Annotated in this window: 15 protein-coding genes and 1 pseudogene; 4 read left to right on the top strand and 12 right to left on the bottom strand. The window is 64.7% G+C overall.

Translation table 11 applies throughout. From position 1 onward, the window contains the following. Positions 1-2 precede the first annotated feature (2 nt). The 5 genes and pseudogenes from ACPXCG_RS15780 to ACPXCG_RS15760 all read right to left on the bottom strand — a co-directional run bounded on the left by ACPXCG_RS15780 (position 3) and on the right by ACPXCG_RS15760 (position 4,383). A complete protein-coding gene (locus ACPXCG_RS15780; RefSeq protein ID WP_425792934.1) occupies positions 3-968 on the bottom strand; it encodes an AurF N-oxygenase family protein in 966 nt (321 codons plus the stop codon). Between the two features lie 156 nt (positions 969-1,124). Next, positions 1,125-1,934: a gamma carbonic anhydrase family protein gene (locus ACPXCG_RS15775; RefSeq protein ID WP_425793459.1), complete on the bottom strand. Its 810-nt coding sequence runs from the start codon at positions 1,932-1,934 to the stop codon at positions 1,125-1,127. A gap of 165 nt (positions 1,935-2,099) precedes the next feature. Continuing rightward, positions 2,100-2,309, bottom strand: a pseudogene (locus ACPXCG_RS15770) (helix-turn-helix domain-containing protein); the annotation flags it as partial. Between the two features lie 384 nt (positions 2,310-2,693). Next, positions 2,694-4,115 carry an arylsulfotransferase family protein gene (locus ACPXCG_RS15765; RefSeq protein WP_425792933.1) on the bottom strand — a complete coding sequence of 474 codons (1,422 nt, stop codon included), beginning with the start codon at positions 4,113-4,115 and terminating at the stop codon, positions 2,694-2,696. Next, a complete protein-coding gene (locus tag ACPXCG_RS15760) occupies positions 4,075-4,383 on the bottom strand; it encodes a hypothetical protein (protein WP_425792932.1) in 309 nt (102 codons plus the stop codon). Before ACPXCG_RS15760 ends, ACPXCG_RS15765 begins: the two co-directional genes overlap by 41 nt. A gap of 104 nt (positions 4,384-4,487) precedes the next feature. Between ACPXCG_RS15760 and ACPXCG_RS15755 the strand changes: the two genes are divergently transcribed. Continuing rightward, positions 4,488-5,837 carry a replication-associated recombination protein A gene (locus tag ACPXCG_RS15755; RefSeq protein WP_425792931.1) on the top strand — a complete coding sequence of 450 codons (1,350 nt, stop codon included), beginning with the start codon at positions 4,488-4,490 and terminating at the stop codon, positions 5,835-5,837. Between the two features lie 74 nt (positions 5,838-5,911). Then, a complete protein-coding gene (locus ACPXCG_RS15750) occupies positions 5,912-6,523 on the top strand; it encodes a hypothetical protein (RefSeq protein WP_425792930.1) in 612 nt (203 codons plus the stop codon). 329 nt (positions 6,524-6,852) lie between these two features. Here ACPXCG_RS15750 and ACPXCG_RS15745 read toward each other — a convergent pair whose 3' ends face one another. After that, positions 6,853-7,236, bottom strand: a complete 384-nt coding sequence (locus tag ACPXCG_RS15745; RefSeq protein ID WP_425792929.1) for a histone-like nucleoid-structuring protein Lsr2 — start codon at positions 7,234-7,236, stop codon at positions 6,853-6,855. Positions 7,237-7,355: 119 nt separating this feature from the next. After that, entirely contained in the window at positions 7,356-8,237 is an 882-nt protein-coding gene (locus ACPXCG_RS15740; RefSeq protein WP_425792928.1) for an alpha/beta fold hydrolase, read from the bottom strand. Between the two features lie 59 nt (positions 8,238-8,296). On the opposite strand from ACPXCG_RS15740, the gene ACPXCG_RS15735 reads away from it, so the two are divergent. Beyond that, a complete protein-coding gene (locus ACPXCG_RS15735) occupies positions 8,297-8,764 on the top strand; it encodes an SRPBCC family protein (protein WP_425792927.1) in 468 nt (155 codons plus the stop codon). A 13-nt stretch (positions 8,765-8,777) separates the two neighbouring features. Here ACPXCG_RS15735 and ACPXCG_RS15730 read toward each other — a convergent pair whose 3' ends face one another. The 3 genes from ACPXCG_RS15730 to ACPXCG_RS15720 all read right to left on the bottom strand — a co-directional run bounded on the left by ACPXCG_RS15730 (position 8,778) and on the right by ACPXCG_RS15720 (position 12,525). Beyond that, complete coding sequence (locus ACPXCG_RS15730) at positions 8,778-9,569, bottom strand: SHOCT domain-containing protein (protein WP_425792926.1); 792 nt, start codon at positions 9,567-9,569, stop codon at positions 8,778-8,780. Positions 9,570-9,677: 108 nt separating this feature from the next. Beyond that, positions 9,678-11,036 carry a flavin monoamine oxidase family protein gene (locus tag ACPXCG_RS15725; RefSeq protein WP_425792925.1) on the bottom strand — a complete coding sequence of 453 codons (1,359 nt, stop codon included), beginning with the start codon at positions 11,034-11,036 and terminating at the stop codon, positions 9,678-9,680. A gap of 34 nt (positions 11,037-11,070) precedes the next feature. Next, the gene (locus tag ACPXCG_RS15720) at positions 11,071-12,525 is read right to left on the bottom strand and encodes an APC family permease (protein ID WP_425792924.1); all 1,455 of its coding nucleotides are present in this window, start codon (positions 12,523-12,525) and stop codon (positions 11,071-11,073) included. Positions 12,526-12,710: 185 nt separating this feature from the next. Between ACPXCG_RS15720 and ACPXCG_RS15715 the strand changes: the two genes are divergently transcribed. Further along, positions 12,711-13,307: a TetR/AcrR family transcriptional regulator gene (locus ACPXCG_RS15715; protein ID WP_425792923.1), complete on the top strand. Its 597-nt coding sequence runs from the start codon at positions 12,711-12,713 to the stop codon at positions 13,305-13,307. Positions 13,308-13,372: 65 nt separating this feature from the next. On the opposite strand, the gene ACPXCG_RS15710 is transcribed toward ACPXCG_RS15715, so the two are convergent. Together ACPXCG_RS15710 and ACPXCG_RS15705 are read right to left on the bottom strand one after the other, a co-directional pair. Beyond that, positions 13,373-14,827, bottom strand: coding sequence for an aldehyde dehydrogenase family protein (locus ACPXCG_RS15710; RefSeq protein ID WP_425792922.1), 1,455 nt, complete (start codon positions 14,825-14,827; stop codon positions 13,373-13,375). Between the two features lie 5 nt (positions 14,828-14,832). Beyond that, complete coding sequence (locus tag ACPXCG_RS15705) at positions 14,833-16,362, bottom strand: GMC family oxidoreductase (RefSeq protein ID WP_425792921.1); 1,530 nt, start codon at positions 16,360-16,362, stop codon at positions 14,833-14,835. Positions 16,363-16,474: the final 112 nt, after the last annotated feature.

The following is a 16,474-nucleotide window of genomic DNA, read 5'->3' as shown; positions in this document are numbered from 1 at the left end:
TGCTATCGGCTCACTGCGACGTATTCGTGCGTCTCCCCGCGGAATCGCGAGGGGCGCCCACCGACCCCTAGCCGATTCCAGATCGGACGGGTCACCCTGTTGAGCAGACCGATCCGGTCGACGAGGCGACGCACGTCGGCGAACATCTCCGACAGCGCGACTCTGCCTTCCTTGGAATCGAAGTACAACTCCTCGATGACCGAGCGCGGGACGCCGGCCACGTCGGCGAACTTCGATGATGGCGCCAGCACTGAAGCGTTCGCCCGCGCGATCACCGGAAGCAACACCGCCGGCAAGGCCCGCCGGAACGGATGTAACTGCGGCACACGCTCTTCGAGGAACTCGTTGGCGAAGGAGATGTGGCGTGCTTCTTCTGCCACATGAATCTGCATGATGCGTTCCAACAGCGGGTGTAGCGGTTCCTCGGCGCGCAGGATCGTCTTCTGCGCGTGATCGAGTGGTTCCTCACCCAGCAGGACGATCGAGAAGAACAGCTCGGGCAGCGCGGCCGCCATGAACGGAGCGAGGTGCGCGACCATCCGGAACCATGCGGGCGCTCCGGGTGCATCGACGCCGGTGCGGTTCACAAACTCCTGGAACATCTGATTGTGGTGGGTTTCCTCGGTCACCTCGTGCATGCCGTAGCGAAACTCCGGCGAACCGTTCGGCAGCAGCACCATGTACGAGAGCAACCCTCGCATGAGCCCACTCTCGAAGTGAACGCCGATCCTGGCGAGATTCGCCTGCCGCATCAAACCGATTTCGATCTGCCGGTTCTCGGGAAGCGCCAGGTACCACGGGTGGCTGCCGAGGGGATCGACGCTGGGCAGCTTCCACCGTGGGTCGGTCCAATCGATCGCGAAATCGGGTTCATCCCAAGGAATGTCGAGAAAGGCATCGAAGTTCTTGCGAACCGACGCGACGGAGAGTGCATTGAGCTTGTCGGCGTATCCGGTGGTCGGCGTCATTGACGTGCTCCTTTGGTGTGCCCTATATGACTGAAGAGTATATTACCAATTGGTCAATTGCGGGGCAAGCGCGTTGATCGGCCCAGCTCACGGCACGCCAAGGGCGCAACGGTCGATCGACCGTGGTTGTCCGGCTCGGTGGCCGCTACGGCAACTTCAGCCGGCCGCGAGGACTCGGGCCTGGTGGCGGTGTTGTTCGCGCAGCCGCTCGTAGGAGGTCCCGGTGGCCCGAATGTCTGCGAGTTCGTCGGCGGTGACGGGTCGGCGAATCTCGCCGGGAACCCCGGCGACGAGCGAGCCTGCCGGGATATCGGCGCCTTGCGGGATGAGTGCATTGGCCGCGATGATCGACCCCCTGCCGATTCTGGCGGCGTCGAGAATTGTTGCGCCCATCCCGACGAGCACGTCATCGTCGATCGTGCATCCATGCAGGGTGGCGTTGTGGCCGACGGACACGCCGGTACCGATCCGCAGGGCAGATCCGGGGCCGGCGTGCAGGACGCATCCGTCTTGGATATTCGATCGCTCACCGACGGTTATCGCCTCCGTGTCGGCGCGCAGTACTGCCCGATACCAGACGCTGGCTCCCGCGCCGATCTCGGCGTTACCGATGATGGTTGCGTTCGGAGCGACCCACGCGGACTCGTCGATCGTCGGCACCTTGTCGGCCAGCGTCAGGATCGTGGCACCCTTCGTGGATGTGCTCGCGGCGGCTGCGACACGGACGAGATTGTCGATGAGTTCCTGGCCGCGGTCCACCATGACGTCGGCACTGATGTCCGGGTGCTGCAACCACCAGTCGACAGTTGTCGTGACGGTGCTCATCCAGACGCCGGTGAGTGCGGACAACGCGACCTCGTCCACCACCGTTCCGCTGCTGGCAAGGGCGGCGGCGACACCTTCACGCGTCTGTGCGGCGATGCGATCGCGAGCATTCCGTGCGGCATCGGCAGCGGGTCCTTCCACGGGATGTGACCTGTCGAGGAGGACGCCCCAGTCACTCGGGCGCGGCTCCAGCGCCGTGAACACACTGCGAAGAGTTTCCCTTGCTCGTTCGCGCGCGCTCCCCGCGGCTGCGGATTCGATTGCACCACTGAGAATCCGCGCAGCTCGTTCGACACACGCGATATACAGCCCATCCTTTGTGTCGAAGTAGGCGTATACGAGAGGTTTCGACACTCCCGCTTGGGCGACGACTTCCTTCATCGACAGCCCTGCATAGCCGGTCCGTGCAATCTGCTCAGCGGCGATGTCGAGAAATTGCGTTTCGCGTACTGCGCGGGGTACGCCCTTGCTTCCTGCAGTGCTCAAAGCGTTACCGCCAGCGCTCGAGCGCAACATTTACCGAGCAGTATATTACCCATTAGTCAAGCATAGGTGGTTGCCATTGTCGCAACAACGATCCGTAACTCGTTCCGCAACGCTGCCAGGTTTCCCAGGTGGACGATTTGCCGAGGTCTCGGTGGCTTTCATCGAACGTGCTGAAGACCTGGTTGGTATTTGACAGCACCGTAGAGTTCGCAGATGCCGGCGTGTGCAGTGCCCAGCAGACCCGGGGCGGACATCTGAGAGTCATCCGGGAACCGTTGCAGCTGAGCTGCTCTGGGAGGTGGGTGTGCCAATACGCGTGGAGGGTCCGTGGCCGCGACGTTGAGCGCCGATCACGGCCCGGCGACGCCTATATCAGCGCCTACCGTGCGTGGACCCGAGGCGTCGTACAGCTCCTCAAGCAGAAACGGGAACGGATCTGCCGATCACCGCGCCGCTCGCGTCGAGCGCTTCGATCTCGTAGTACCCGGATGCTGACTCCGGCAAGGTGATCGCGGTGTTCGCACCCCGCCAGTCGGCGGTGGTCACCGGTGCCAGATCGGTGGCGGTCGTGCTGTGCAGGACTCGCCACTTGGCCACTCGGGTCGCGCCGTTCCAGTGCGCGTGGAGTGTCTTCTCGTCGTCGGAGATCGTGATGTCGGGGCTGTCGAGCGGGGTCCCCGACCATTGCTGATAGAACGCGCGATAGGCGCCGGCGGGCGCGAGCGTCGCGTCGTAGACCATCTGCCCCGACGGGGTGAACTCGGCGATGTGTGCGCCGGTGCCCCAGCTGCCGAAAACATTTCCGTTGGGGAGCAATTGAGCGTTGCCCATGGCTGCCGACTTCACGCCGCCGGGATGGGTCTGGTTGCGTACCGACGTCGCGGTACGGGTGGCGGTATCGAGGTGAATCCACTCGATGCTCGACGCGCCGTTGCTGGTCTCCCCGTCAGTGTTGTTGTTGAACAGCCGTAGCGTCTGGGCGTCCTGCATCTCGGCATTGTGCTGGAACGAGAACTGCACGCCCGCACCGAGAGTGAACGACGATCGTTTGCCGCCGAGCTGCCAGACCACCGCACCGGTTGTCGGGTCGACTTCGTAGATCGTCGAGGTGTGTCGCATCGACAGGATCATGTTGCCATCCGGGGCGAGAGAGATCGAGTTCAGGTGATAAGGGTCGTAGACTCCGCCGGAATTGTCCACGGTGTCAGACGGTGTGATATAAGAATCGCTGATCGGAATATGCTGGGAGGCATGCCATTCGACTAGAACGTTGCCAGTATGGACGTCGATTTCTTTGACCACCGCGTCGTACATGGTGGCCTCCTCGGCCCCGCCCACCGATGTCAGATCCGCCTTCATCGGTTGATACACGGTGATCCACGCGTGGCCGTCGTCGGAGAGTCGGAAGTCGTGGATGTTGGCGCCCGGCGTCTGGCCGGCGTCGATGGTCACGATGGTCTGATAATGGTCGTTGGCGATGTAATCGACGCCGGACTGTCCCGACTCGAGACTGCCCTGCCACCAGGTGAGTACCGGTTTGCCGTGCAAGGTCTGTACTCGGAAGTTCGCCATCGATTGGCCGGCGGGCGCCGTCCGCGACCACACGGTGCGGCCCTCTTTGTCGGCGATGACGAGTTTGGATCCTGTGCCGGGCCCAGGGGCGGACCGCTTGCCGACGATCGCACTGGCCGGTGTCTGACCTTCGTTGAAGAACACATAACCGCCCGTCGCACCCGCGACGTCGTTCACGTTCACCGTATACGTGGACTTCTGAGCAGTTGTGGTCGACGAGGTGTCATCGCCACCGCTGCCACAACCTGCGAAAACCAGAATCATCGCAACGACAGGAATCGCCGGCATCCAGCTCTGTCTGATCCGCACCATGCCGAGTGTATGGGCGGATGTTGCGAAGTGGATGAGAATCAGATGGTGACCGGTAACCGGTCGCCGCTTTGCCGTTGCGCTGCATCTTCTCTGCATTGCTGATGTACTCGCCCACGTCCTTCTCGAACTCGGCGACACTGGCCGTGCGGACGTCCATGCCATATCTGACCGGTAGGCGCCCGGGCAGCTTGACCTCGAACTCGACGCGGTTGCCGGGCATTGAGCATCGACACCCCGCTGAGGGCTCCTGGCACGAGACATCGACGAGGGCGCGACAGCTGAGGTGTGCTGGGAGCACACTCGGTGGTGAGGATAGGAGGCCACATGACGCCGGAAGAACCCGCTTCGCTCTTCGAGGTCGACGACGCATCACGACCCCTTGCCGATCGGCTCCGCCCACAAACGCTCGAGGATGTTGTGGGACAAGAGCATTTGCTCGCGAGGGATGCGCCGCTGGGCCGCATGGTGGCGCAAGGAAGGCTGGCGTCGTCGATCCTGTGGGGGCCGCCCGGCTCCGGCAAGACGACCATAGCCCGGCTGCTGGCCGATCGGACCGGTCTGCAGTTCGAACCCCTATCGGCGACGTTCTCGGGTGTCGCCGATCTGCGGAAGATCTTTGCCGCTGCCATCAAACGGCGTGAGGTGAGTCAGGGCACGTTGCTGTTCGTCGACGAGATCCACCGCTTCAATCGTGCGCAACAGGACAGTTTTCTGCCCTACGTCGAAGACGGGACCATCGTCCTCGTTGGCGCGACCACGGAGAATCCGAGCTTCGAACTCAACGGTGCACTCCTGTCCCGGTGCCAGGTGTTCGTGCTACGCCGCCTCGACGATGCCGCCTTGCGCACCCTCATCGACCGGGCCGAGCATCTGGCAGGGCGCGGACTTCCGCTGGACGGCGGCGCCACGAGCGCGCTGATCGCGATGGCCGACGGGGACGGTCGCTATCTGCTCAACATGATCGAACAGCTGCTCACACTCCCTGCCACTACGGAGCCCATGGATGCAGGTGGACTGGCGGAGGTGGTGCTCAAACGCGCTCCGCTCTACGACAAAACCCAGGAATCGCACTACAACCTGATCTCCGCGCTGCACAAGGCCATGCGTGGTTCTGACCCCGACGCCGCGCTGTACTGGCTCGCGCGCATGCTCGAGGGCGGTGAGGACCCGCTCTACATCGCACGTCGACTGGTCAGGTTCGCCAACGAGGACGTCGCCATGGCCGACCCGCAGGCGATCCACCAGACCCTCGCCGCATGGGATGTCTATGAACGTCTCGGCTCCCCCGAAGGAGAACTCGCGATCGCCCAGGCCGTCGTGTACCTCGCCACGGCTCCTAAGTCGATCGCCGTGTACCGAGGATTGAACGCCGCCATGCGTTCTGCGAAGCGCACCGGTTCCTTGATGCCGCCCGCGCATATCCTCAACGCTCCCACCGCGCTCATGAAACAGCTCGGGTACGGCAAGGACTACCGATACGACCCCGACACTCCCGAAGGGTTCTCCGGGCAGGACTATTTCCCCGACGGCGTGGCGCGACAGAGCTTCTACCAACCCAGCGGCAACGGGTACGAACGCACCATCGCCGACCGCCTCGCCCGTTGGCGGGAGCTACGCGCCGAACACCAAGCGCCGGGCGTCGATGACGGCGCCGCCGACACCGACTCTGATTGACATGACCCCTGAGCAGACGTCGGGGACAAGGTGTCTAACTCGAGGGTGTCGAAGCAAGCAGGAAGGTGTCGCTCGTGGAATGGACATTCGAACGCCTCTCCACGGGGCTGTGGCAGCCCGAGCTCGTCGGCTCCTACTTCGCCGACAAAGGGTTGTGCGGGGTCTCCGGGAATGCCGGCCTACTGCGCTTTCATGACGCCCAGTCGGGTCCGATCGCCCAGCAGTTTGTGGACCACACCTTTGGATCGCTCGGCGTTCACGCTGAGGTGTTCGCATTCGACTGGCGCGCCAAGCAGTTCGCACTCAGCACCAGCTTCGACACGGACGGGAGCCGCGTCGGTCACGGCGAGGCGGCGGCCATGATCGTGGCCCTCGACCCCTTCGATATCGTCACCGAACCGTGGGGTCTGACAATCGGCGCATTCGAATCCGTGATCTCCTTGGAAGTGGTTCAGCAGCAACTCAAGCCGGAACTCTTCGAGGAATGGCGCCGCGTCCAGCAGATCGAGCCTCTGTCGCTCACCAACTGCGCCGGCTCGATCGTGCCGGGGTTCTACGGCGGTGAGTTGGCGGCCAGCAATCTGGAACTGAACAACAATGAGGTCTACTTCGCATTTGTTCAACAACTGTGGGACCGTGCGTCACGGCAACAACCGGGTGCCCCCGCTCCCAGCCTCGACCTCTGATCGCGCCCGCACGCCCCTCGATCCAGTCCCGCAGCAAGAGCTGATCGACGTCGGGTACATCGTCACCACTCGTTCGTGGGTATCGATGTCGATGCCGCGGCCTGGCGAAGTCGTCAGCGATCCTGCGGCCCAACGTTCCCCGTTCCGCCGGCGATCACCACGGTTGCCGGCGGTGGCGGCGAATCGCTCGGATCGGCAGGTCGGCGACGGAGAGGGCGCCGCCTCTCTCACATTCACCGCCTGTCGCCAGCGGCCCGGCGCGGGCGATCCCGGTCAAAGCTCGATCTCGCGACCACCGACCTGCTGCGCCGGGTGTCTGCGTCCTTCGCTCAGTGCGCGGCCTCGAAGGCCTCCACGATCTTGGCCGGTACTCGGCCGCGCTCGGACACTTCGTAACCGTTGTCGATCGCCCATTCGCGGATGGTGCGCGTCTGTTCTGGGGCGGCAGTTGCCGGGGCGGGGGTGGTATCGACGGATGCGCGGACGGGTCTGGTCGCCGCTCTGCCGTTGCGCTGCATCTTGTCTGCCTTGGCGATGTATTTGCCCATGTCCCGCTCGAACTTGGCGACGCTGGCCGTGCGGAGGTCCATGCCATATCTGACCGGTTGGCGGCCGGGCAGCTTGACCTCGAACTCGACGCGGTTGAGATCGTCCGCATCGATCGGCTTGCCATCGAGGTCATCAATGAACTCCACGCGTTCTACTTTGGCCATGACTCACCAATCGTCGATATCTGCGGTTGCCGGGTGTTGAGCCTCTACACCCTACTAAAGGCATTCCCGAGTCCCGATTTCACGTTGTCGCGTGAACTGCGGAAGTCGCGCGCGGGTCGTCATTCGTGGGTCAGCACGCGTGCGATCACATCCGCGAGTTGTAGCGGTGCGTCACTCTGTACCGAGTGTCCGGCGTCCTCGATCGTCATGATGTCGGTGGGCCCGGGCCGCGCCCGAAAGCGTTCTGCGTCTTCATCGGTGGTGAAGGGGGAGCGGCCACCACGGACCAGCGTCATGGGGGCTGTGGTCACGGCGAGAGAATCCCAGATCGGTTGCGCCGCAGGCGCTTCACGAAATCGGCCATATCGCCATACCCAGCGTCCGTCCGGGCGCCGGCGGGTGTTGTGGATGACGCCACGACGGATCGACGACAGCGATCGGGTGGGTGCGGCGGCGGCCGTGAGTCCGATGATCTCGTCGATGCTGTCGAACTCCTGCGGGCCCTCGATCAAAGCCACCGTTCCGCGTGCCAACTGTCCGAGTTCGGCTGCACGGTGCGGGGATTCGGGCGTCACGTCGACGATGACGGCCTGTGGTACCAAGTCTGGGACAGCGGCGGCGAGGCTGATGGCGGTCAGTCCGCCGAGTGACATTCCGACGATCACTTCGGCGTCGGGAGCCACCTTCGCGATGACCGGGGCGACTGCACGGGCGTTCGGCGCCGGCGTGTAGTCGCCGTCCGCGCGCCAGGAGGAGTGGCCATGGCCGGGAAGGTCGATCGCGATCACGGGTATTCCGAGCGTCAGGAGAACGCTGTCCCAGGTGTGCGCATTCTGTCCACCACCGTGCAGGAACACTGCGCGCGGACTCGATGCACCCCCGACCAGCGCGCTGACATTGTGCTCGTCGACCGTCGTGTCGACGCGCCTGACAGCTGGGATCGGGTCCCGTAGCCCGAGTTCGTTGGCGGCTTCTCCCAGGAGGCCGAACTCGTCATCCACCGGTTCACTGTATCGACACATCGACACCTCGGGCCGTCGGCGGGCGTAGATTTGGATCCATGGCAGACACAACCGTCACAACCGTCGATTCCGGCCCCCACAAGGTGTCGCGCCGGGTGGCCGTGAACGCCCCGGCCGTCGACATCTTCGGCCTGGTCGCCAACCCGCACCGGCACCCCGAACTGGACGGGTCGGGGACCGTGCGCGACACGCCGGTGTCGGGACCTGATGTCCTGAGCCGGGGCGCGAGGTTCAGCGTGGGCATGAAGCAGTTCGGCGTTCCGTACAAGATCACCTCCACCGTGACCGACTTCGATGACGGCAAGGTCGTCGAGTGGCAGCACCCGATGGGACACCGCTGGCGGTGGGAATTGAACGAGACGTCGCCGACCACGACCGAGGTCACGGAGACCTTCGACTACTCGACGATCAAGGTGCCCAAGATCATCGAGATCCTCGGCTACGACAAGAAGAACGGCGCCGGTATCGAGAGCACACTTCGGGGACTGGCCGCACGATTCGCCTGAGCCAGGTTTGCGTTCACAACCGCGCCAACAACTCGGCCTTCTTTGTCGCGAATTCCTCGTCGGAGAGAATCCCGCGCTGATGCAGGCTCGCCAGTGATTCGATCGCTGCGATGATCGTGGCGGCGTCGTCGGCCGGGGCCGCCATGAACGGTTCGGACTGCGGCTGCACGGGCTGCGGCGGTGCCTGATCGCGCACCTCCTGCGGGGCGGGTGCGGCAACCGGTGTTTGGGCCACCTGATCGGTCCCGAGTTCCGGCAGACCGGAGACGTCGAAGGTGCCGAACTGGCTCGTGAAGGTCACCGATCCGTAGGTGCTGCCGCCCTGCTGCTGTTGGACACCGCCGATGTGGTGCTCGCCGGTGTCGAAAACCCTTGTGACACCGTTGACTTGGATCGCGAGTCGTCGCATCGCCGGGAAGATCGCGTAGCGGGCGTCGTTCTGTCCGCCCGACGAGCTCGGGACGCCGAGGTCACCGGGCCACCAATTGTTCGCGGTGAACTTGCCCTGCGGCGAGGAGGGGGTGGTCGGGAACACCGTGGTGGTGGCCAGCAGCTGCGACAGTTCGCCACACAGTGCATCGACGCGCGCCTTGAGGGCGTTGTCGGACATGTTGCCGACCATCGTCAGGCCGCCGCGCATCCATTGTCCGGAGCCGCCGAGTTCGGGGATGGAGAATTGGGCCATCGTGCCGCCGCCGTTGTTCACCGCGAACAACATGGCCAGCACGGCCTCGCGGGAGAGTCCGTGCTGTTGCGCGATGTCGGCGATGGCGCTCTCCGCTTCGGGGGTGACCGTTGCATCCATGGTGTGTCTTTCGTCGTCCGGTGTCGGTCACGAGCGTACCCAAGCTGCGCGAATGTCGTCGCTCCACTGAGGCGCCGCGCGCGACCGGCAACCGGCCCGCACTCCGATTCATCGCCGCCGATCGACCACCAACTCCTTGATCAGGCTGCGGGCGTTGACGATCCCGGACTCGATGGCGCCGTCGACGACGACGCCGTTCCATCCCTTGGCGAAGTCTGCACCGGCGAAGCGCAGTCGGGTGCCGGTGGAGTGGAACTGGCTCCAGCCGTTGAAGAACTGACCCGACTTCAGCGTCGCCCAGGTCTGTCCCGACCACTTGTCTGCCACCCAGTCGTGTCCGCCGCAGTCGAGAACGGTCACGTCGTCACGCCACACATTGATGGCCTGCTGGGCGGACGCGGCATCATCAAGAGTGATCGTCGTGTGGTCGGAGCCGAAACCGACGAGAATCGTGGCGTCCTCGTCGTCGAGGAAGTACTCACTGCGGAGCAGGGAGATCGGATGATCACCCGGTGCCCCGGCGATGATCGAGTGACGGCCCGCGACCTTGATCCAGATCTTGAATCCGACGGAATTGGTGCCCTCCTCGATCACGCACTGCGCGGGTGCGGGCAGGGCAGGACTGAAGTCCACGTTGCCCAGGGCGCCGATCGGTGCGGTCACGATCACCGCATCGGCCGTCTCGACCGAGCCGTCGGAAAGGGTCACACGGACCCCGTCGGTCGAGTGCTCGACACCCGCGACCGGCGAGTTCAGTGCGATGTCGGCCCGCAGGTCGCCGGCGATCGAGGTGTACAGACCGCGCATGCCTTCGGTCAGTTTGAACCGAAGGGTCTGCTCGTCCATCAGGGAGCTTCGATGATCGCTCAGCGACGCCCAGTGCTTCGCCATCAGCGGTGAGGCAGTGGCAGTCGGCCCCTGGTAGCCCGCGGACCAGTACGAGTCGGCGAGGTCGATCTCCTCCTGCGTGTAGCTGCCGTCCCGGAGGCAGTCGAGCACACTGCCCTTGTCGGCCTGCCTGAAGCGCTCGATCAGGTCGGGATCGGTGGATTCGTCGCGAAGGATGGCGAACGGATCATGCGGATACGGGAAGAACTCCCGTGAACCCTCGAAGATTTTCTCCTGCAACCTGCTCAGCGCTTCGTCGAGGTCGTGCTCGGTACCCTTGCGCACCATGCCTTCGCTGACCCAGTAGGCATCGTCGATGTCAGGGCTGGGGTAGATCTCCTGGCCGTACCGGGTGATCTCGGTCCAGACGAACGGCTGCATCCAGTGCACCCAGGTGGCGCCCATCTCCAGCGCGTGTCCGCCGAGGCGCTCGTCGGTCCAGGCGCGACCGCCGATGCGGTCGCGGGCCTCGTGAATCCGCACCTCGATTCCGGCCGCCTCGAGTTCGCGAGCGGCGATGAGCCCTGCGAATCCGGCGCCGACGACGATGACCTTCCGTGTGGTCGGTGTGTCAGACATCGAAGTGTCTCCTGTCAGTAGAGGTCTCGGTGATTCAGGGGAGTGGCAGGTCCACGGGACCTGCGTCGTCGCGGCGCGACAAGAGTGCACGGCCCGCCGCCCAGCAACCGGCAAAGGTGGCCGCGATGACGATCAGGAAGATGACGGCCAGCACCTGGGAACCGCCGATGAGAGTGGTGAAGTTGGCGATCACCAGTGCGGTGATCCCGAGCAGCCCCAGTGTTCCCAGAACGGGAGCGATCTTGGTGTGCCACAGCCTGTTGTCGACCTTCGACCGGCGGAAGTAGGCGATGATCGCGACGCTGGTGAGCACCATCAGGACGAGGATCGCGACGATCGCCACACCGGCCATCCAGGTGAACAGCTGCAGGACCGGGTCCGCGCCGGCGACGGCGAAAGCGCCGACGAGGACGAAGGCGGTGGCCGTCTGGAGGGCGGATCCCTCGTGGGGGGAGCCGTGCCGGGGGTGCACATTCGTCAGGCGTCGTGGCGCGAAGCCGTTGCGGGACAAGGCGAACATGTAGCGAGCGATCGTATTGTGGAACGCCAGCAAGGCCGCGAAGAGGCTCGTCACCAGCATCACCATCATGATGTCGGAGGTGACGCCGCCAAGGAACTGCGAAGCGGCGATGAACGTGAGATCTGCGGTGTTCTCCTGGGCGGCTGCCTGGACGTTGTCGCTGCCGAACGCGAGGACCACGGCCCAGCTGGCGACGGCGTAGAGCACACCGATCGTGATCACCGCGACATATGTCGCGATCGGCACCGTCCGTTTCGGATTCTTGGCTTCCTCGCCGTAGATGGCAGTCGCCTCGAAGCCGACGAACGAACCGATCGCGAACATCAGGGCGATCCCGGGTGATCCGGAGAAGAACGCGGATGGGGTGAACGACACGAAGTCGACACCGTGGGCGCCGCCCTTGGCCAGCACCGCCACTGACAGCGCGACGATCAGCGCGATCTCGGCGATGAGCAGCACGCCGAGGACCTTGGCTCCGAGGTCGATACTGCGATAGCCGAGTACGGCGACGATCGCCATCAAGATGAAGGCCCAGAGCCACCACGGCAAATCGGGGCCACCGAACCGGATGACCACATCCTTCAACGTGGATGCGGCGAGTCCGTAGATCGCTGCCTGGATGGTGGTGTACGCGAGGAGGGCCAGGCCCGCGGCACCCAGACCCGTCGGGCGGCCGAGTCCTTTCGTGACGTACGCGTAGAAGGCGCCGGTATCGGTGACCGACGCGCTCATCGCGGCGTATCCGACGCTGAACACCAGTAGCACCAGCGCGGCCACGATGTACGCCATCGGGGCGCCGGCGCCGTTGCCGATGGCGATCATCACCGGGAGTGAACCGGCGACGGCCGTCAGGGGCGCGGCGGCCGCGATCACCAGGAACACGATGCCGGCGATGCCGATCGATCCCTTCAGCGAGCGGGATCCACTCTCGCCGGTGACCGCCGATGTGACCGTGGGATTCTCTAGCATGACCGTCCTCTGTCTGGACGTCGCCCGCGACAATCGCGCGACGTGGGTGGGCTGCCTGCAACCATTTGATTCAACACACGTAGAATCAAATGTTGTGATGGAGGTTACAACGGGTGCTTGGGTCCCGACATCGGGGAAACCTTTACCCCGTGCTCTGCGCTGTTGGCCGGGAGAACGGAGATCTGATGCCGAGATTGGTGGACCATGACGAACGTCGTCGGGCGATCGTGGCCGCGGCCTGGCGAATCATCGCCGATCGCGGCATCGACGGCATCAACATGCGTGACCTGGCGACGGAGGCCGGCTACACCAACGGCGCGCTGAGTCATTACTTCTCCGGCAAGGACGAGATCCTGCGCACCGCGTTCGAGTACGTCATCGACGCCACCAACCAGCGCATCGACACATCCGTCGGACGTCGACGGGGAGGCCAGGCCCTGCACAGACTGTGCATCGAGATCATGCCGCTCACCGACGAGGCCAAGCTCGAGGCACGGATCGCCGTGTCGCTGTGGCAGCGGGCCATGACCGATCCGGGGATGGCGGAGGTGAACAACGTGGCCGTGGCGGCATGGAAAGGGCGCATCGCGACCTATTGGCGGGAAGCGATCGACGGCGACGAAATGCCGGCGGTCGACGTCGATGCGGGCGTCGAGGTGCTGATGACGACGATCATCGGATTGCAGGTCAATGCCGTCCTAGACCCGGCGAGCACATCCCGGTCGGCCCAACTGGCACTTCTCGACACCATTCTGGCCGGCCGCGCCTCGGCAACCTTGTGACGAACCGGGGTGGGCGATGACGAAACCGCACATCGCCCACCCCGGTGGTCACCGGCCGGAGTCGATCACAAGACGACGGTGACCGTCTTGGTCTCGGTGTAGGACAGAATGCCCTCGAAGCCGAGTTCGCGACCCACACCGCTGGCCTTGACGCCGCCCCAGGGCAGTTGCGGAGCCAGCGGCGACCAGCCGTTGACACCGATCGCGCCGGCCTCGACCTTCGCCGAAATCGTGTGAGCGCGAGTCACATCGCTGGTCCATACGGTGGCCGACAGGCCGTACTGGTTGTCGTTCGCCAACGCGATGGCCTCCTCGTCACTGTCGAACGGGATGACCACGCCGACCGGGCCGAAGATCTCCTCACGGGCGACGGTCATCTCGTTGCTGCCGGCCAGCACGGTCGGCTCGACGAAGAATCCGGGGCCTTCGGGCGCCGAACCGCCGGTGATCACGTCAGCACCTTCACCGGCGCCCGTCTTCATGTACTCGAGCACCCGATCGCGCTGGCGCTCGTTCACCAAGGGGCCCATCGTGGTCGACGGGTCGAACGGGTCGCCGATCACCTGCGCCTGGGCGGCGCCCTTCAGTCCGTCGATGACGGCGTCGTAGACCTTCCGATGGACGATCACCCGGGTGCCGGCAGCACAAACCTCGCCCTGGTTGAAGAACAGGCCCATCGCGGTGCCCTGGATCGCGGCTTCCAGATTCGCGTCGTCGAAGATGATCTGCGGAGCCTTGCCGCCGAGTTCGAGCGCGGTGCGCTTGAAGTTGACGGCGGAGTTCTGCAGGATCGCGCGCCCGGTCACGGTGGAACCGGTGAACGAGATCTTCTTGATGCCGGGATGCAGCGCCAGCGCCTCGCCTGCCACCTTGCCGACACCCGGGAGGACGTTGACGGTGCCGGGCGGGAAGCCCGCCTCGGTGACGAGCTCGGCGAGTCGCAGGATCGAGAGGGAAGCGTCCTCGGCAGGCTTGATGATGACGGTGTTTCCGCAGGCCAGGGCGGGGGCGAGCTTCCAACCGAGGATCATCAGCGGGGCATTCCACGGCACGATCGCCGCGACCACACCGAGCGGTTCACGACGTGTGTAGGCATGGGTCGGCACCGGTCCGCCCATGTAGCCGTCGTTGGCGATCAGCTCGCCGTTGATCTTGTCCGCCCAGCCCGCGTAGTAGCGCAACGTCCCGATGAGGTTGGGGATCATCATCGCGGCGCTCATGCCGACCGGACGACCCATGTCCAGGGACTCCAACGCGGCGAGCTGTTCGACGTCGCGTTCGACGAGGTCGGCCAGCTTGTTCAGCAAGGCGCCCTTGCGCGATGGTGCGAGGGCGCCCCAGTCGCCGCGGAACGCCGTCGTGGCCGCCGACACCGCGGCATCGACGTCACTCGCGTCCGCTGCGGCGAGGTCGGCCAGCGGCTGCCCGGTGGCCGGGTTGAGGGTGGTGAAGGTCTCGCGGGCGTCGTGCCATTCGCCGCCGATGTAGAGACCGGTGTTGAGGGTGGAAATGTCGATCATCGGGACTACTCCTTGGTGCTGCGTGGGTTGCTTGTCAACCCCGCGGTGATCAGTTCGGCGGCGCGCTCGGCGATCATCGCCGTCGGTGCGTTCGTGTTTCCTGTTGTGACAGAGGGCATCACCGATGCGTCAGCGATCATCAGGTTCTCCACCCCGACGGCACGCAAGGCCGGCGAGACCACGGCGTCGGCGTCGGTGCCCATCCGGCAGGTTCCCGCCTGATGGTGGTAGGTGTTCACGGCACGGCGCACCCACGCGGCGAGTGCCTCGTCGCTGTCGTCGACGTCGGGACCGGGCAGGGCCTCGGACGCGCCCCATTCGTCGGCGAGCGGTCCCTGTCGTCCGACTTCGCGGCACTGGCGAACCGACCGGACGAGCGCCCGCAGATCGCGCTCGTCGTCGAACAGATTGAAGTCGATGATCGGCTCCGATGCGGGGTCGGTGTCGCGCAGCGTGACACTGCCGGTGCTGTGCGGCCTGATGAGCCCCGCATGCAGCGTGAAACCCGAAGTCGGGCCGGTCATTGCATCGTCATAGTAGAACGGCACGCTGAAATTGATCGGCTGGGTGTCGGGCACTGGAAGAGTGGGATCGCTCTTCCAGAACCAGTGCGTCTGGGTCACCGGCTGGAAGGGCTGCGGCGGATCGATCGGCTTCTCGGTCCCGAAGATCACCGGCACCAGGAAGTGATCCTGCAGATTCTTGCCGACGCCGGGGACGTCGGCCACGACGTCGATGCCGTGGCTCCGTAGTTCATCGGCGGGACCGATCCCACTGCGCAGCAGGATCGTCGGTGATCCGATCGCACCACCGGACAAGATCACGAGTCCGGCATGTAGTTCTCGGTGCCCGCCATCGACATCGATGATCCGGACGCCGCGGACCGTGCCGTCGGAGACGATGATCGAATGGACGAGCGCGCTCGACTCGAGAGTCAGGCGAGGGTGGTCGAGAACGGGACGCATGTACGCGGCCCATGTCGAAAGCCGTTGTCCGTCACGCAGGTTGAGTTTCATCCGGGATACACCCTCTTGGTCTCCGGAGTTGTAGTCCGAGTTCAGAGGGAGACCGTGGGTGACCGCGGAGTCGAGGATGCCCTGCTGGATCGGTGACAGGTCGGGTTCGACGGTGTCGATCAAGCCGTCCGGACTCTGTGCACTCTCGATCTGCTTGAACAGCGGCGATACCGACTCCCAGTCCCAACCGGTGTTGCCGGCGGCCGCCCACTGGTCGTAGTCCCACGGCGAACCGTGCACCCAGATGGTGCCGTTGAGCTGGTTGGAGCCGCCGACGACCTTGCCGCGCGGAACGTGCAGCCGGCGATCCATCGCGTTGCGCTGTGGTGCGGAGAAGTATCCCCAGTCCTCGGGGCCCAGCCAGAGTTCGCCGACGCGCGACATGTCGTGGATCGCCGGGTTGGTGTCGGCGCCGCCGGCCTCGACCAAGGTCACCGTGAGACCGGCATCCAGAAGGCGACGGGTGATGACCGAGCCGGCGGTACCGGCGCCGAGCACGAGTACGTCGGGAGTGGGCATGTGTGATCCTCCTTGGTGCGGCTCGGCGCGACGTCGACAAGACCTGCAACTGCGCGTGCATGTTCTGGTCCGTCACGAATCACGTTTCCGCACTGATGACTTCGGTTGACGT

It is taken from the genome of Gordonia sp. DT218, from assembly GCF_049847105.1.
Lineage (GTDB): Bacteria > Actinomycetota > Actinomycetes > Mycobacteriales > Mycobacteriaceae > Gordonia.
This window is presented reverse-complemented; position numbering and strand designations above follow the sequence as displayed.

Coding starts and splice junctions, on each gene's coding strand:
- ACPXCG_RS15780 (WP_425792934.1), bottom strand. CDS start 968: ATGACGCCGACCACCGGATACGCCGACAAGCTCAATGCACTCTCCGTC.
- ACPXCG_RS15765 (WP_425792933.1), bottom strand. CDS start 4,115: ATGATTCTGGTTTTCGCAGGTTGTGGCAGCGGTGGCGATGACACCTCG.
- ACPXCG_RS15760 (WP_425792932.1), bottom strand. CDS start 4,383: ATGCCCGGCAACCGCGTCGAGTTCGAGGTCAAGCTGCCCGGGCGCCTA.
- ACPXCG_RS15755 (WP_425792931.1), top strand. CDS start 4,488: ATGACGCCGGAAGAACCCGCTTCGCTCTTCGAGGTCGACGACGCATCA.
- ACPXCG_RS15745 (WP_425792929.1), bottom strand. CDS start 7,236: ATGGCCAAAGTAGAACGCGTGGAGTTCATTGATGACCTCGATGGCAAG.
- ACPXCG_RS15735 (WP_425792927.1), top strand. CDS start 8,297: ATGGCAGACACAACCGTCACAACCGTCGATTCCGGCCCCCACAAGGTG.
- ACPXCG_RS15730 (WP_425792926.1), bottom strand. CDS start 9,569: ATGGATGCAACGGTCACCCCCGAAGCGGAGAGCGCCATCGCCGACATC.
- ACPXCG_RS15725 (WP_425792925.1), bottom strand. CDS start 11,036: ATGTCTGACACACCGACCACACGGAAGGTCATCGTCGTCGGCGCCGGA.
- ACPXCG_RS15720 (WP_425792924.1), bottom strand. CDS start 12,525: ATGCTAGAGAATCCCACGGTCACATCGGCGGTCACCGGCGAGAGTGGA.
- ACPXCG_RS15715 (WP_425792923.1), top strand. CDS start 12,711: ATGCCGAGATTGGTGGACCATGACGAACGTCGTCGGGCGATCGTGGCC.
- ACPXCG_RS15710 (WP_425792922.1), bottom strand. CDS start 14,827: ATGATCGACATTTCCACCCTCAACACCGGTCTCTACATCGGCGGCGAA.
- ACPXCG_RS15705 (WP_425792921.1), bottom strand. CDS start 16,362: ATGCCCACTCCCGACGTACTCGTGCTCGGCGCCGGTACCGCCGGCTCG.